This is a genomic window from Nonomuraea sp. NPDC050227 (assembly GCF_044459705.1).
Classification (GTDB): domain Bacteria; phylum Actinomycetota; class Actinomycetes; order Streptosporangiales; family Streptosporangiaceae; genus Nonomuraea.
Map to the genome: position 1 here is coordinate 90586 of NZ_JBITJF010000014.1, position 12867 is coordinate 103452.

Here is a 12867-nt window from a genome sequence, read left to right on the forward strand (position 1 = left end):
TCCTTGATCAGCTCTTGGGGGCTTTTCGTTCGGGGGTCAGCGGCGGGCCTTGTGCGCCGCCATCGCCTCGCGGTACGCCTCGACCGTCCGCTTGGCGACGACGTGCCAGGTGTAGCGCTCCATGACCCGGTCGTAGCCGGCCTTGCCCACCCGCTCGCGCTCCTCGGGGGAGTCGTGCAGGCGGCGCAGCACGGCCGCCAGCTCCTCGGCGTCGCCCGGCGGGACCTGGACGGCCGCGTCGCCCACGACCTCGGGCAGCGCGCCCGTACGGCTGGCCACCAGGGGCGTGCCGCAGGCCATGTGCTCGACGGCGGGCAGCGAGAAGCCCTCGTACAGCGAGGGGACCACGGAGATCTCCGAGGTGGCGATCAGCTCGCCCAGCTCGTCGTCGGAGATGCCGTGCACGAAGCGCACCCGGTCCTGCAGCGACAGCTCCCGGACCAGCCGCTCGGTCGGGCCGCCGGGGGTGGGCTTGCTGACCACGGTCAGGTTCACGTCGCGTTCGGTGGCGAGTTTGGCGACCGCGCGCAGCAGCGTGGCCACGCCCTTCATCGGCGAGTCCGCGCTGGCCACCGCGACGATCGAGCCCTTGCGGCGGGGCTTGTCCGGGCGCGGGTGGAAGTAGCGGGTGTCCACGCCGAGCGGGATCAGCCGCATGTTGGCCTGCGGGACGTTGAAGTCCCGGTGGATGTCGGCCAGCGACGACTCGCTGACGGTGAGGATCGGGCTCAGCCTGGGGGCGACGCGCGACTGCATCTTCACGAACCCGTACCAGCGGCGCATGGTGAGCTTCTTGTAGCCCGTGGCGGCCTCCAGCTCGATCCGCCGGTCGACGCTGATCGGGTGGTGGATCGTCCCGACCACGGGGAACAGCTTCTGGATGCCGAGCAGGCCGTAGCCGAGGGTCTGGTTGTCCTGGACGACGTCGAAGTCGCCGACGCGCTTCTTCAGCTCGCGGTAGGCGCGCAGGGTGAAGGTGAGCGGCTCGGGGAAGCCGGCCGTCCACATGGTGCCGACCTCCAGGAGGTCGATCCAGTCGCGGTACTCGGCCAGCTTCGGGGTCCTGAACGGGTCCTCGTCCCGGTAGAGGTCGAGGCTGGGCACCTCGCGCAGGACGACGCCCTCGTCCAGCTCGGGGTAGGGCGGTCCGGAGAACACCTCGACGTGGTGGCCGAGCGCGACCAGCTCACGGCTCAGGTGCCGGAGATAGACGCCCTGCCCGCCGCAGGTGGGCTTGCTGCGATAGGACAGCAGCGCGATCCGCAGCGCCTCGCTCACGGACACCCCTTTCTCCGCCGGTAGGCCCATGTTTTCTGCGGTAAGGCCCCAAGAGGCGGGCGTGTACCGTGAAAGATGACCTTAGTCCGAGAAGGCTACCATTCGGTAGGTCACCTGGAATTGTTCACAACAGTCTCCACAGGCCGTGCGAACTGCGACATTAAGGTAACCGAGCGTGGTTCGGTGGAACAGGTTCTAGTGGGCTTTGGTGCTGCGTCCAGGCGCTTAGCTGTACATTCCCGTCCCAAAGGGACGCGGTGCGGGCCACCGTACCTACGTGATAGTTGGAGGACCCCTTGGCCAGGCGCGCTCTGATCACCGGCATCACCGGCCAGGACGGTTCCTACTTGGCCGAGCACCTGCTCGACCAGGGTTACGAGGTGTGGGGGCTGGCCCGCGGGCAGGCGAACCCGCGCGTCTCGCGCATGCGCAAGCTGCTGGCCGACGTCCAGGTGGTGCGGGGCGACCTGCTGGACCAGGGGTCCTTGATCTCCGCGGTGGAACGCGTTCAGCCCGACGAGGTGTACAACCTGGGGGCGATCTCGTTCGTGCCCATGTCGTGGGAGCAGGCCGAGCTGACCGCCGAGGTGACCGGTATGGGCGTCCTGCGGATGCTTGAGGCCATCCGGGTGTGTTCGGGCGTGTCGCGGGGCGGGGGATCGTCGTCCCCGGGACAGATCCGCTTCTACCAGGCCTCGTCCTCGGAGATGTTCGGGCAGGTCACCGAGACCCCGCAGAACGAGCGCACCGCCTTCCATCCGCGCTCGCCGTACGGGGTGGCCAAGGCGTACGGGCACTTCCTCACGCAGAACTACCGCGAGTCGTACGGGATGTTCGCGGTGTCGGGCATCCTGTTCAACCACGAGTCGCCGCGGCGCGGCGCGGAGTTCGTGACCAGGAAGGTCACCCTCGGGGTGGCCCGGATCAAGCTCGGCCTGGCCACGGAGCTGCGGCTGGGCAACCTGGAGGCGCGCCGCGACTGGGGCTACGCGGGCGACTACGTCAAGGCGATGCACCTGATGCTCCAGGCCGCCAATCCCGAGGACTACGTGATCGGCACCGGGCGGATGAAGTCGGTGCGGGAGCTGGTGGAGGCCGCCTTCACGGCCGCCGGGCTGGACTGGGAGCGGCACGTGGTGGTCGACCAGGGGCTGCACCGCCCGGCGGAGGTGGACCTGCTGTGCGCCGACCCGAAGAAGGCGCGGGCGCAGCTCGGGTGGGAGCCGCGGGTGTCGTTCGACGAGCTGGTCGCGATGATGGTCGAGAGCGACCTGCGCCTGCTGTCCGCCGGCGGCGACCCCGACCAGGACAGCTCCTGGCCCTAGAGCCGGTTCCGCACCCCTTGGCCCGCCCGGTCCGGTGCGGGCCTTTTTGCTGCTTACGGCTGCTCTTGGCCTGACCCATTGACAAAGAGGATTTTTACGTAAAAGATTGTTTTTGCGATGAGAGATGTCCTGTATCTGGAACAGATCGAGCAGGCCGAGGCGCTGCTCAAGCCGCAACGGGTCGAGGTGCTCAGGCAGCTGGCCGAGCCGCGTACGTGCTCGGAGGTCGCCGAACGCCTCGGGCAGACGCCGCAGCGGGTCTACTACCACGTCAAGCGGCTGGTCGAGGCCGGTCTCGTGGAGCTGGTGTCCGAGCGCAAGGTGCGCGGCGTCCACGAGGGCATCTACCAGGCCGGCGCGCGGTCGTACTGGTTGTCGCCGCGGCTGGTCGGCCGGATCGGGCTGCGCAAGGCGCGCGACGAGCTGAGCCTGGGCTACCTGCTCGACCTCATGGAGGAGGTCCAGGCCGACATCGCCGCGCTCGACCGGGACGCGCCCGAGCTGCCGTCCATCGGACTGTCCGGAGAGATCCACGTGCGTCCGGAGAGCCGCCAGCAGTTCCTGAACGACCTGCAGGGCATGCTGCAGGAGCTTTTCACTCGTTACGGCGGCGCTGAGGGGGACGCCTTCAAGCTCGCCGTCGCCTGTTACCCCAAGGGAGAAGAGCATGAGTGAGCCGATGATCGCGAAGGTCCGCGTCCAGGCGCCGGTCAAGGAGGTGTGGCACGCGATCACCGATCCGGCCGAGGCGCGGGTCTGGCTGGCCGAGCACGTCGAGGTGGACCTGCCGGACCGGTTCGAGTTCTGGGGCCGTACGACGCCGGAGGGCGACGCGCCGCACCAGCGGGTCCTGTCGGCCGACGAGCGCGGCGTGCGGTTCGCCTGGCTCCTGGACGGCGTCGAGACGACCGCCGAACTCGCGGTCGAGGAGGACGGCGACTCGGCGACGATCGTCTCGGTGACGCAGTCGCACTTCGACTTCCAGGACGTCGTCACCGGCGCCAGCATCCGGGGCGTGCTGCAGACCTACTGGTTCCAGGTGCTGGCCAGCCTGGCCGAGCACGTCGAGGGCCGCCCGCTCACGCCGCGCGCCGACTTCACCGCGCGCGAGCTGCGCGCCGAGGTCACCATCGACGCCACGCCCGCCCAGGTCTTCGAGTCGCTGGTCGACTCGGAGGCGGTGAGCGAGTGGTTCGGGATGCCGATCGAGATCGAGCCGTACGTCGGCGGCCGGTTCGCCATGGGCGGGTTCGCGAACGACCCGTCGCCGGCCAAGGTGCTGGAGCTGGAGCCGGAGCGGCGGTTCTCCGTCGACTGGGGCGGCGCCGGGGTGAGCTCCTGGGAGCTGGCCGGGTCCGCCGGCCGGACGCGGCTGACGCTCGTGCAGAGCGGCTTCGACGCCGAGCGGCCGCCGTACGCGGCCTGGGGCGGGATGCTGTCCGGGGTGGCGGAGCTGCGGCGTTACCACGAGGTGCCGGACTGGCGTCCGATGTGGGTCGCCTGACCGCGCCGGGTCAGCCTGGTTCGTACTGGTTCGTCCTGCCCGCTCTGGTTCAGCCTGGTGTGTCCTGCCGGCCGTCCGGCAGGTGGTCGAGGACGGTCTCGGCGATCGTGGCGAGCACCTCGATCTGCTCCCGCGAGAGCAGGTCGATGAAGTGCCTGCGCACCGACGCCACATGGGCGGGCGCCGCCGCCTGGATGGCCCGCAACCCTCCGTCGGTCAGCACGACCACGGCCCCGCGCGCGTCCCCCTCGAACCCCTCGCGGGTGACCAGCCCCCGCTGCTCCATCCGCGAGATGTGCCGGGAGAGGCGGCTCTTCGACCAGAGCATGCGGTCGGCCAGCGCGGTGAGCCGCCACCGGTGGCCGGGCGTGGAGGACAGCGCCGACAGGACGTCGTAGTCGGGGGCCGACAGCCCCGAGTCGCTCGCGAGGTCGCGGCTGACCTGGGCGTCCAGCAGCAGGCGCATCCTGCGGTAGCCGATCCAGGCCCGGAACTCGGCGTCGTCCAGCCAGTTGGGCTCCATGACCCGGCAGTTTAGTTGACGTGTAACCGACCTCCGCTCTAGGTTTACATGTAAACCAAAGTGGAGGAGGCGGGTCGTGTTCGGACTGGGCATATCGACGTCGGCGGCGTCGGGGGCCGATCCCGTGGGCGACGCCCGCGCGGCCGAGGAGCTGGGCTTCGACTTCGTCTCGGCGTCGGACCACCCGTGCGGCGTCGAGCCCACGTACGAGCTGTGGACGATGCTGACCTGGGTGGCCGCCGCCACCTCGCGGATCAGGGTGGCGACGCGGGTGCTGGGGGTGCCGTACCGGCCGCCCGCGATGGTCGCCAAGATGGCCGAGACGCTGCACCGGCTCTCCGGCGGCCGGCTGATCCTCGGCCTCGGCGGCGGCTACTCCGACGAGGAGTTCCGCGCGTTCGGGCTCGGGGTGCCGACGCCCCGCGAGAAGGTGGACGGCATGGTGGAGGCCGTCCACATCATCCGCGGCCTGTGGTCCGAGTCGGACTTCACCTACGAAGGCTCCCGCTACCGCACCGATCGGGCCACCATCGAGCCCAAGCCTCTCAGCCCCATCCCGATCTGGCTGGGCACGTACGGGCCGCGCGCCCTCGACGCCACCGGCCGGCTGGCGGACGGCTGGATCCCCTCCCTGGGGTTCGCGCCGCCGGAGCGGGCGGCGGCCATGCGCGACCGGATCCTGTCGGCCGGTCGCGCCGTCGAGTGCGTCTACAACGTCACCTTCCGCATCGGCGCCCCCGCCGAGGCCGACGGCGTGGTCGCCGGCTCGGCGGCGGAGGTGACCGACCGTCTGGCGGCGTTCGTGGAGCTGGGGTTCACGTCGATGAACTTCACGCCCCTCGGCCCCGGCCCGCGCGCCCAGGCCGAACGCCTGGCCGAGGACGTCCTGCCCGCGCTGCGCGCGGCGGCCTCCTGACCGGCGGCGGCCTGCCGGGAAGGCGATCCGGGCCATCGGCGAAGCATGGGTGACCGTCCACCACTTCGTGAAGGCAGCCTGATGACGGAGACGACAACGTGATCGCCGAAGCGGGCGAACAGCTGACCGACGCCGAGCTGGCCGCCCGGTACCGGCGGGACCCCGAGCTGTTCACCCTCGTGCACGATCGCCATTTCCGCGACATCTACCTGTACGTGGCCGGCCGGCTGGACACGCAGATCGCCGAGGACATCACGGCCGAGACGTTCCTGCTGGCCTTCGACCACCGCGACCGGTTCGACCCGGAGCGCGGCGGATTGCGGCCCTGGCTGTTCGGCCTGGCCACCAACCTGATCGCCAGGCACCGGCGCAAGGAGATCCGCCACTACCGGGCGCTGGCTCGGCTGGGCCCCGAACCCGTCATGGAAGGCCATGAGAACCGGGTCGTGGCCTCCGTCACGGCCCAGGGCATGCAGCCGTACCTGGCCAGGGCGCTCGCCGCGCTGTCGCCGGGCGAGCGCGACGTCCTGCTGCTCGTGGCCCTCGGCCAGCTCGGCTACGACGAGGTGGCCCAGGCGCTCGGCATCGCCCCCGGCACGGTCGGCTCCAGGCTCAGCCGGGCGCGCGCGAAGATCCAGGCCCTCGTCGACAAGGAGACAGCTCGTGGATGACCTGAAGGAGCTCGCCACCCTGCTGGCCAAGCCGGAACCGGCCGCCGGGGCGATGGCGCGCAGCAGGAGCCGCCTCCAGGACAGGGCGCGCGGCCGTACCCACCGCCGGCGGACCGGATGGCTCGCGCCCGCGCTCGCCCTGGCCGCCGCCGCGGCGGCCGTCACCGTGCTCGCGACGGGCGCGATCGCGCCCGACGGCACGCCGGCCTCGGGCAAGGAGGTGCTGCTCATGGCCGCGGCGAGCGCCGAGCGCACGCCCGAGGGCGCCGGACGCTACTGGCACGTCACCCGCGAATACCGGAGCGTGGACATCCCCACCCGTGAGAGCTGGACCACGCGGGACGGCCGGCGCTGGTCCAGGGGCCGGCCGGACGCGCCCGCCGGGGTCGTCGTGCCCGACCCGAACCCCCTCAGGCTCAAGGGGGCCGAGGTGAGCATCGAGGACCTCGAAGAGCTGCCGACGGAGCCGGCGGCGCTGACGTCCCGGATCGCCGCGCTGCCCGGGCTCGCCAGTGCCATGACCTCCTCCGAGCAGCGCGGCGATCCGCTGTTCTCCCTGGTCGCGCTCATCTCGGAGCTGCCCGCGCCGCCGGAGGTCCGGTCGGCGGCGTTCCGGGCGCTCGCCGCGACACCCGGGGTCGAGAACGCCGGCGAGGTCGAGGACGGGCAGGAGCTGCGCTTCCCCAACCCCGACGGCGGGCCGGAGATCAGGATGGTGGTCGATCCCGAGAGCGCACGGGTGATCCGGACGAACTACCTCTACGGCGGCGACGGGGGCCTGTCGTGGGGCAGGGACTTCGTTTGGGTGACCGCCACCTGGACCGACCAGCCACCGCGATGAGCCGGGGAATCCCCGACTGGAGTGATCGGCCTCCGCGATGACGCGGGCCGTCGGCTGGAGTGGTCGGCCTCTGCGGTGACGCGGCGAAGCCGCTGAGTGGGTAGCCGAACGGTTGTCCACAGAACGGGGTTCGGCTCTGCGGGGGCCGGGGTGAGGGCGTCAGCCTGGACCCCGTGAACGCCGCACTCTCGTTGCTCGGCCGCGCCGAGCGCATCACCCGGTCCTGCCGGCAGGCCGTCGTCTGCCGGCAGACGGCCGCACACGTCTGGGGCCTGAGCGTGCTCTCCGTCCCCGAGGCCGACTGGCCGGTGGAGGTGATCGCCCCCGCTCACCTGGCGATCCCCGGCTGCGTCACGTACGTGGGCGAACCGCCCGCCGACGACGTCACCGACCACCGGGGCGTCCGGCTCACCACCATGGCGCGCACGGCCCTCGACTGCGCCCGGTCGTTGCCGCGTCCGGAGGCGGTGGCGGCGCTCGACCAGTTCGCGCGGCGGGGCGTCGACATGGAGGCGTTGTGGCGTCGTCCGCTCAACTCCTGGCGGCTGCGCGACACGCTGAGCCTGGCCGACGGCGGCGCCGCCTCGCCCCGGGAGAGCTGGCTGCGGGTCGTCCTCGTCGACGGCGGCCTCCCGAGACCCATCACGCAGCTCGCCGTGCCCCTGGCCGGCGGCCGGCACGCCTACCTCGACCTGGGGTGGGAGCCGTACCGGGTGGGGGTCGAGTACGACGGCCAGGAGCACCACACCTCCCCGGCGGACCGGCGGCGTGACGCGGCCCGCCGCGAGGAGCTGCGGCGGCTGGGCTGGCGGGTGATCGCCGTACGCCGCGACGTCCTCCCCGGCCAGATCGCCGGCCTTCTCCGGCACGTCGCCGACGCGTTGATCGAGCGCGGCTGGCAACCCGGCCCGGAGGGCACCGTCCGCGTCCTCCGCCAGATCCGCGCGGCCCGCCGCGGAACCGCTCGCCATCCCCGGCGCCGGCGGTCCTCGTGAGAGCGTCCCCGGTGGCTCGGAGGGCGTCGGCAAGATCAGGCGATCGTGACCGGGAGCTCCTTGATGCCGTTGATGAAGTTCGAGCGCAGGCGGCGGGCCGGGCCGGCCTGGCGGATGCGCGGCCGGCGCCTGGCCAGCTGCTCGAACAGGACACGCAGTTCCAGCTTGGCGAGGTGGTTGCCGAGGCAGAAGTGCGCGCCGCCGCCGCCGAACCCGATGTGCGTGTTGGGGGTGCGTCCGATGTCGAAGACCTCGGGGTCCGGGAACACGGAGGCGTCCCGGTTGGCGGAGGAGTAGAAGACCACGACCTTGTCGCCGTCCTTGATGGGCTGCCCGCCGAGCACCTGGTCCGCCATCGACGTGCGCCGGAACAGGTTGACCGGCGAGACCCACCGGACGATCTCGTCGGCCGCCGTCCTGGCCAGCGTGGGGTCGGCCACCAGGCGGTCCCACTGGTCGGGATGCTCGAAGAGGGCCAGCATGCCGCCGGAGGCCGCGTTGCGGGTGGTCTCGTTGCCCGCGACGATCAGCAGCAGGACGAACAGGTCGAACTCGTCCTCGCCGAGGGTTTCGCCCTTGTCGTCGGGCTGGAGGAGCTTGGTGATGATGTCGTCCTTGGGGGCGGCTCTGCGCTGCGCCGCGAGCTCGTTGGCGTAGGCGTACACCTCCATGGCGGCGCCGGAGCCCTCCTCGGGGGTCGCCGCGTAGTCGGGGTCCTGGGCGCCGATCATGCGGTTCGACCAGGAGAACAGCTTGTCGCGGTCGGTCGCGGGAGCGCCGAGCAGCTCGCAGATCACGTACAGGGGGAGGGGGGCGGAGACCTCGGTGACGAAGTCCACCTCGCCGGAGCACTTGTCGAGCAGGTCGTCGCAGATGTCGCGGATGTGCTGTTCGAGGGCGCCGATCGTCCGGGGGGTGAAGCCGCGGTTGACCAGGGAACGCCGCCTGGTGTGCTCGGGCGGGTCCTGGTTGAGCATCATCAGCCGCTGGAGGGCGATCTGGTCCTCGGGCATCTCGTCGAAGAGGGCGAGCTTCTTGGCCGAGGAGAACAGGTCGGAGTGGCGGGACACGTGCACGACGTCCTCGTAGCGGGTGACCGCCCAGAACCCGGGCTCGCCGTCGTGCCAGTGGACGGGGGAGTTGGCGCGGAGCCAGGCGAGCTGTTCGTGGGGTGGGCCGGAAGTCGCGTAACGGTCCCTGTCTACGAGGTCGATATGCACGCGCGGTCACCTCTTGATCAAGCGCTTGGTTTATTCGTACTGAAACGTGTTCTATTACGCCACTGTACGCCCGTCAAGTAGCCCCACCCTGTCACCCTCCCCACCCTCCAGGCGCCCCCGCCATAACCCCGGAGCAGACAACCCCCTCCCCACCCGCCATAACCCGACAGCAGCCAACCCCCTCCCCGTCGACGCTTCCTCACCCATGCCCCAGCCCAGCACCACAGCGGTGCCGCCTCCCCCGTGCTCACCACCGCTAACCGGCTTCGCCCCACGCCCACCACCCCTCACCCCCAAGCCCGGCCCCGAGCCCGGCCCCGAGCCCGGCCCCCGAGCCCGGCCCCCGAGCCCGGCCTCCGAGCCCGGCCCCCGAGTCCGGCATCAGCGCGGCTCTTGGCGGCGACCGTGCCGACGCCCAGATTGGCGAGGATCGTCTGGGTCGGCGCCAAGGACGTCACGCCGAACGGGCGGAGCCGTCAGGGGTGGGCGAGTGGAGAGGGAGAAGGGTGAGGTACCTCCGATGTTTTTGGAGGTGGTGCGGATCAGCAATGGAGGGGAATCTTCGGAGCCATGGGGGCTGAGGGAGGTGGTTGGTTGGGGTTCGAGGTGTCGTTCCGGGTCACGGATCGGATGTATCCCGCTGGACGCCCTTGACATGCGCCGCTATGTCGCAGCAGCATCTGAGGCACAGACATCCGATGAATAAGTGAAGGGTGCGGTGTGAAGCTGCTGCGAGTGGGACCTGTCGGACAGGAGCGGCCGGTGGTGATGGACGCCTCCGGCACCCTGCGCGACATCGGGGAGCCCGAGATCGACGGGGCTTTTCTCGCCTCCGGGGGAGTGGCGCGCGTGCGTGACGCGCTGGAGCGCGGCGACCTGCCCGTCGTCGACGCCGCCGGGCTGCGGGTGGGCGCGCCGATCGCCCGGCCGGGCAAGGTGGTCTGCATCGGGCTGAACTACCGCGACCACGCCGCCGAGTCCGGCGCGGAGCCGCCCGCCGAGCCCGTGGTGTTCATGAAGGCCGCCAACACCGTGATCGGCCCGTACGACGAGGTGCTGGTGCCGCGTGGCAGCGTGAAGACCGACTGGGAGGTGGAGCTGGCGGTCGTGATCGGCCGGCGGGCCCGCTACCTCGACAGCCGGGACGAGGCCCTCGACGTGATCGCCGGGTACGCGATCTCCAACGACGTCTCCGAGCGGGAGTTCCAGCTCGAACGCGGCGGCCAGTGGGACAAGGGCAAGTCGTGCGAGACGTTCAACCCGCTGGGTCCCTGGCTGGTGACGGCGGACGAGGTCGGCGACCCGCAGAGCCTGGGGCTGCGCCTCTGGGTGAACGGCGAGCCGCGCCAGGACGGCGGCACCAAGGACATGATCTTCGACGTGGCCGAGATCGTGCGGTACCTGAGCCGGTTCATGGTGCTCGAACCCGGTGACGTGATCAACACCGGCACCCCGGCCGGGGTCGCGATGGGCATGCCCGGCCAGCCGTACCTGCGGGCGGGCGACGTGATGGAGCTGGAGATCGACGGGCTCGGCCGCCAGCGGCAGACGGTGGGGCAGGCCTGATGGCGTACAGAATCGTCGCGCTGGAGACGCACGACGTGCGTTTCCCCACGTCGCGAGAGCTGGACGGCTCGGACGCGATGAACCCCGACCCCGACTACTCCGCCGCCTACGTGGTGCTGAAGACCGACGACGGGGTCGAGGGGCACGGGTTCGCGTTCACCATCGGACGCGGCAACGACGTGCAGACCGGAGCGATCCGGGCGCTAGAGCCCTATGTGCTCGGCCGGGACGTCGAAGACCTCGGCGCGCTGTACAAGGAGCTGGTCAACGACTCGCAGCTGCGCTGGCTGGGCCCGGAGAAGGGCGTCATGCACATGGCGATCTCCGCCGTGGTCAACGCCCTGTGGGACCTGAAGGCCAGGCGGGTGGGCAAGCCGGTGTGGCGGCTGTTGTCGGAGATGTCGCCCGAGGAGATCGTCGGGCTGATCGACTTCCGCTACCTGAGCGACGCGCTCACCCAGGACGAAGCCCTCCAGATCCTGAAAAATGCGGAAGAGGGGAAGGAAGAGCGGATCCAGCGGCTCATCGAGACCGGCTACCCCGCCTACACCACCTCTCCCGGCTGGCTCGGCTACGACGACGACAAGCTGCGACGCCTCTGCAAGGAGGCCCTCGACCAGGGCTTCGGCCAGATCAAACTCAAGGTCGGCGCCGACCTCGACGACGACCTGCGCCGCTTCCGCGTGGCCCGCGAGGTCTGCGGCCCCGACTACCCGATCGCGATCGACGCCAACCAGCGCTGGGACGTCGCCTCGGCCATCGAATGGGTGAGCGCGCTGAGCCCGTACCGGCCGCACTGGGTGGAGGAGCCGACCAGCCCCGACGACGTGCTCGGCCACGCCGCCATCGCCGAGGGCATCAGGCCGGTCCCGGTCGCCACCGGCGAGCACGTCCAGAACCGCATCGTCTTCAAGCAGCTTCTCCAGGCCGGCGCGATCTCCTACCTGCAGATCGACGCGGCCAGGGTCGGCGGGGTCAACGAGAACCTGGCGATCCTGCTGCTCGCGGCCAAGTTCGGTGTGCCGGTCTGCCCGCACGCGGGCGGCGTCGGGCTGTGCGAGCTGGTGCAGCACCTGTCGATGTTCGACTACGTGGCGATCACCGGCACGATGGACGGCCGCGTGATCGAGTACGTCGACCACCTGCACGAGCACTTCGTGCACCCGGTCGTCATCGACCACGGCCGCTACACCGCCCCCATGGCCCCCGGCTTCAGCGCCGAGATGCACGCGGCGTCGATCGCCGCCCACAGCTTCCCCGACGGCCAGGTATGGAGGGCCACGTCATGACGCTCAAGGCCATCGTGACCGGCGGCGGTTCAGGCATCGGCCTGGCCACCGCCACCCTGCTCGCGGCGCGCGGCATGCAGGTCGCCTGCCTCGACCTCGCCCCGCCCGGCGACCCCTTCGTGGGGATCAAGGCGGACGTGGCCGACGACGCGTCCGTGCGCGCGGCGGTGGCCGAGGCCGCGGAACGGCTCGGCGGCATCGACATCGTGATCAACAATGCGGGCGTCGGCGCCCAGGGCACGGTCGAGGACAACCCGGACGAGGAGTGGCGGAAGGTCTTCGAGGTCAACGTGTTCGGCATCGTCCGGGTGAGCCGGGCGGCGCTGCCGTACCTGCGCAGGTCGGAGCACCCGGCCATCGTCAACACCTGCTCGATCGCGGCTACCGCGGGGCTGCCGCACCGGGCGCTCTACAGCGCGACCAAGGGCGCGGTGTTGTCGCTGACCCTGGCCATGGCCGCCGACCACGTCCGCGAGGGCATCCGCGTCAACTGCGTCAACCCGGGCACCGCCGACACCCCGTGGGTGGGGCGGCTGCTCGACTCGGCCGACGATCCCGAGGCCGAACGAGCGGCGCTGAACGCCAGGCAGCCCATGGGCCGCCTGGTCAGCGCCGAGGAGGTCGCCGCCGCGATCGCCTATCTGGCAGGTCCCGAGTCCGCCGCGACCACCGGCACCGCGCTCGCGGTCGACGGCGGCATGCAGGGGCTACGGCTCCGGCCAACCAATTAAGGAAGGTA

13 protein-coding genes are annotated in these 12867 nt (G+C 71.0%); 10 read left to right on the forward strand and 3 right to left on the reverse strand.

The genetic code is table 11. The features are described from left to right. Nucleotides 1-36 precede the first annotated feature (36 nt). Nucleotides 37-1308 carry a glycosyltransferase family 4 protein gene (locus ACIBK9_RS41850; RefSeq protein ID WP_397164456.1) on the reverse strand — a complete coding sequence of 424 codons (1272 nt, stop codon included), beginning with the start codon at nucleotides 1306-1308 and terminating at the stop codon, nucleotides 37-39. A gap of 266 nt (nucleotides 1309-1574) precedes the next feature. Between ACIBK9_RS41850 and ACIBK9_RS41855 the strand changes: the two genes are divergently transcribed. The 3 genes from ACIBK9_RS41855 to ACIBK9_RS41865 all read left to right on the forward strand — a co-directional run bounded on the left by ACIBK9_RS41855 (nucleotide 1575) and on the right by ACIBK9_RS41865 (nucleotide 4107). Further along, complete coding sequence (locus ACIBK9_RS41855) at nucleotides 1575-2603, forward strand: GDP-mannose 4,6-dehydratase (protein ID WP_358288852.1); 1029 nt, start codon at nucleotides 1575-1577, stop codon at nucleotides 2601-2603. 117 nt (nucleotides 2604-2720) lie between these two features. Continuing rightward, nucleotides 2721-3278, forward strand: a complete 558-nt coding sequence (locus ACIBK9_RS41860; protein WP_352324016.1) for a helix-turn-helix domain-containing protein — start codon at nucleotides 2721-2723, stop codon at nucleotides 3276-3278. Beyond that, nucleotides 3271-4107, forward strand: coding sequence for an SRPBCC family protein (locus ACIBK9_RS41865; protein WP_397164459.1), 837 nt, complete (start codon nucleotides 3271-3273; stop codon nucleotides 4105-4107). The genes ACIBK9_RS41860 and ACIBK9_RS41865 overlap by 8 nt, the downstream gene beginning before the upstream one ends. 49 nt (nucleotides 4108-4156) lie before the next feature. On the opposite strand, the gene ACIBK9_RS41870 is transcribed toward ACIBK9_RS41865, so the two are convergent. Further along, on the reverse strand, nucleotides 4157-4630 hold the full coding sequence (locus ACIBK9_RS41870) for a MarR family winged helix-turn-helix transcriptional regulator (RefSeq protein WP_397164461.1): 474 nt from the start codon (nucleotides 4628-4630) through the stop codon (nucleotides 4157-4159). A gap of 76 nt (nucleotides 4631-4706) precedes the next feature. On the opposite strand from ACIBK9_RS41870, the gene ACIBK9_RS41875 reads away from it, so the two are divergent. The 4 genes from ACIBK9_RS41875 to ACIBK9_RS41890 all read left to right on the forward strand — a co-directional run bounded on the left by ACIBK9_RS41875 (nucleotide 4707) and on the right by ACIBK9_RS41890 (nucleotide 8053). Beyond that, a complete protein-coding gene (locus ACIBK9_RS41875) occupies nucleotides 4707-5546 on the forward strand; it encodes an LLM class flavin-dependent oxidoreductase (protein WP_397164463.1) in 840 nt (279 codons plus the stop codon). 98 nt (nucleotides 5547-5644) lie between these two features. Beyond that, nucleotides 5645-6217 (forward strand): RNA polymerase sigma factor, encoded by a 573-nt coding sequence (locus tag ACIBK9_RS41880; RefSeq protein ID WP_397164465.1) that lies wholly within the window; start codon nucleotides 5645-5647, stop codon nucleotides 6215-6217. Continuing rightward, nucleotides 6210-7058 carry a CU044_5270 family protein gene (locus ACIBK9_RS41885; RefSeq protein ID WP_397164466.1) on the forward strand — a complete coding sequence of 283 codons (849 nt, stop codon included), beginning with the start codon at nucleotides 6210-6212 and terminating at the stop codon, nucleotides 7056-7058. Before ACIBK9_RS41880 ends, ACIBK9_RS41885 begins: the two co-directional genes overlap by 8 nt. A 173-nt stretch (nucleotides 7059-7231) precedes the next feature. Next, on the forward strand, nucleotides 7232-8053 hold the full coding sequence (locus ACIBK9_RS41890) for a hypothetical protein (protein ID WP_397164468.1): 822 nt from the start codon (nucleotides 7232-7234) through the stop codon (nucleotides 8051-8053). 35 nt (nucleotides 8054-8088) lie between these two features. Here ACIBK9_RS41890 and ACIBK9_RS41895 read toward each other — a convergent pair whose 3' ends face one another. Further along, nucleotides 8089-9273 carry a cytochrome P450 gene (locus ACIBK9_RS41895; protein WP_358288833.1) on the reverse strand — a complete coding sequence of 395 codons (1185 nt, stop codon included), beginning with the start codon at nucleotides 9271-9273 and terminating at the stop codon, nucleotides 8089-8091. A gap of 720 nt (nucleotides 9274-9993) precedes the next feature. Between ACIBK9_RS41895 and ACIBK9_RS41900 the strand changes: the two genes are divergently transcribed. Genes ACIBK9_RS41900 through ACIBK9_RS41910 form a run of 3 tightly spaced genes read left to right on the forward strand, consistent with a single transcriptional unit; the run spans nucleotide 9994 to nucleotide 12859 of the window. Then, complete coding sequence (locus tag ACIBK9_RS41900) at nucleotides 9994-10839, forward strand: fumarylacetoacetate hydrolase family protein (protein ID WP_352324024.1); 846 nt, start codon at nucleotides 9994-9996, stop codon at nucleotides 10837-10839. Then, on the forward strand, nucleotides 10839-12128 hold the full coding sequence (locus ACIBK9_RS41905) for an L-fuconate dehydratase (RefSeq protein ID WP_397164470.1): 1290 nt from the start codon (nucleotides 10839-10841) through the stop codon (nucleotides 12126-12128). Before ACIBK9_RS41900 ends, ACIBK9_RS41905 begins: the two co-directional genes overlap by 1 nt. After that, complete coding sequence (locus ACIBK9_RS41910; protein WP_397164472.1) at nucleotides 12125-12859, forward strand: SDR family NAD(P)-dependent oxidoreductase; 735 nt, start codon at nucleotides 12125-12127, stop codon at nucleotides 12857-12859. Before ACIBK9_RS41905 ends, ACIBK9_RS41910 begins: the two co-directional genes overlap by 4 nt. Nucleotides 12860-12867 lie beyond the last annotated feature (8 nt).

Coding starts and splice junctions, on each gene's coding strand:
- ACIBK9_RS41850 (WP_397164456.1), bottom strand. CDS start 1,308: ATGGGCCTACCGGCGGAGAAAGGGGTGTCCGTGAGCGAGGCGCTGCGG.
- ACIBK9_RS41860 (WP_352324016.1), top strand. CDS start 2,721: ATGAGAGATGTCCTGTATCTGGAACAGATCGAGCAGGCCGAGGCGCTG.
- ACIBK9_RS41865 (WP_397164459.1), top strand. CDS start 3,271: ATGAGTGAGCCGATGATCGCGAAGGTCCGCGTCCAGGCGCCGGTCAAG.
- ACIBK9_RS41870 (WP_397164461.1), bottom strand. CDS start 4,630: ATGGAGCCCAACTGGCTGGACGACGCCGAGTTCCGGGCCTGGATCGGC.
- ACIBK9_RS41905 (WP_397164470.1), top strand. CDS start 10,839: ATGGCGTACAGAATCGTCGCGCTGGAGACGCACGACGTGCGTTTCCCC.
- ACIBK9_RS41910 (WP_397164472.1), top strand. CDS start 12,125: ATGACGCTCAAGGCCATCGTGACCGGCGGCGGTTCAGGCATCGGCCTG.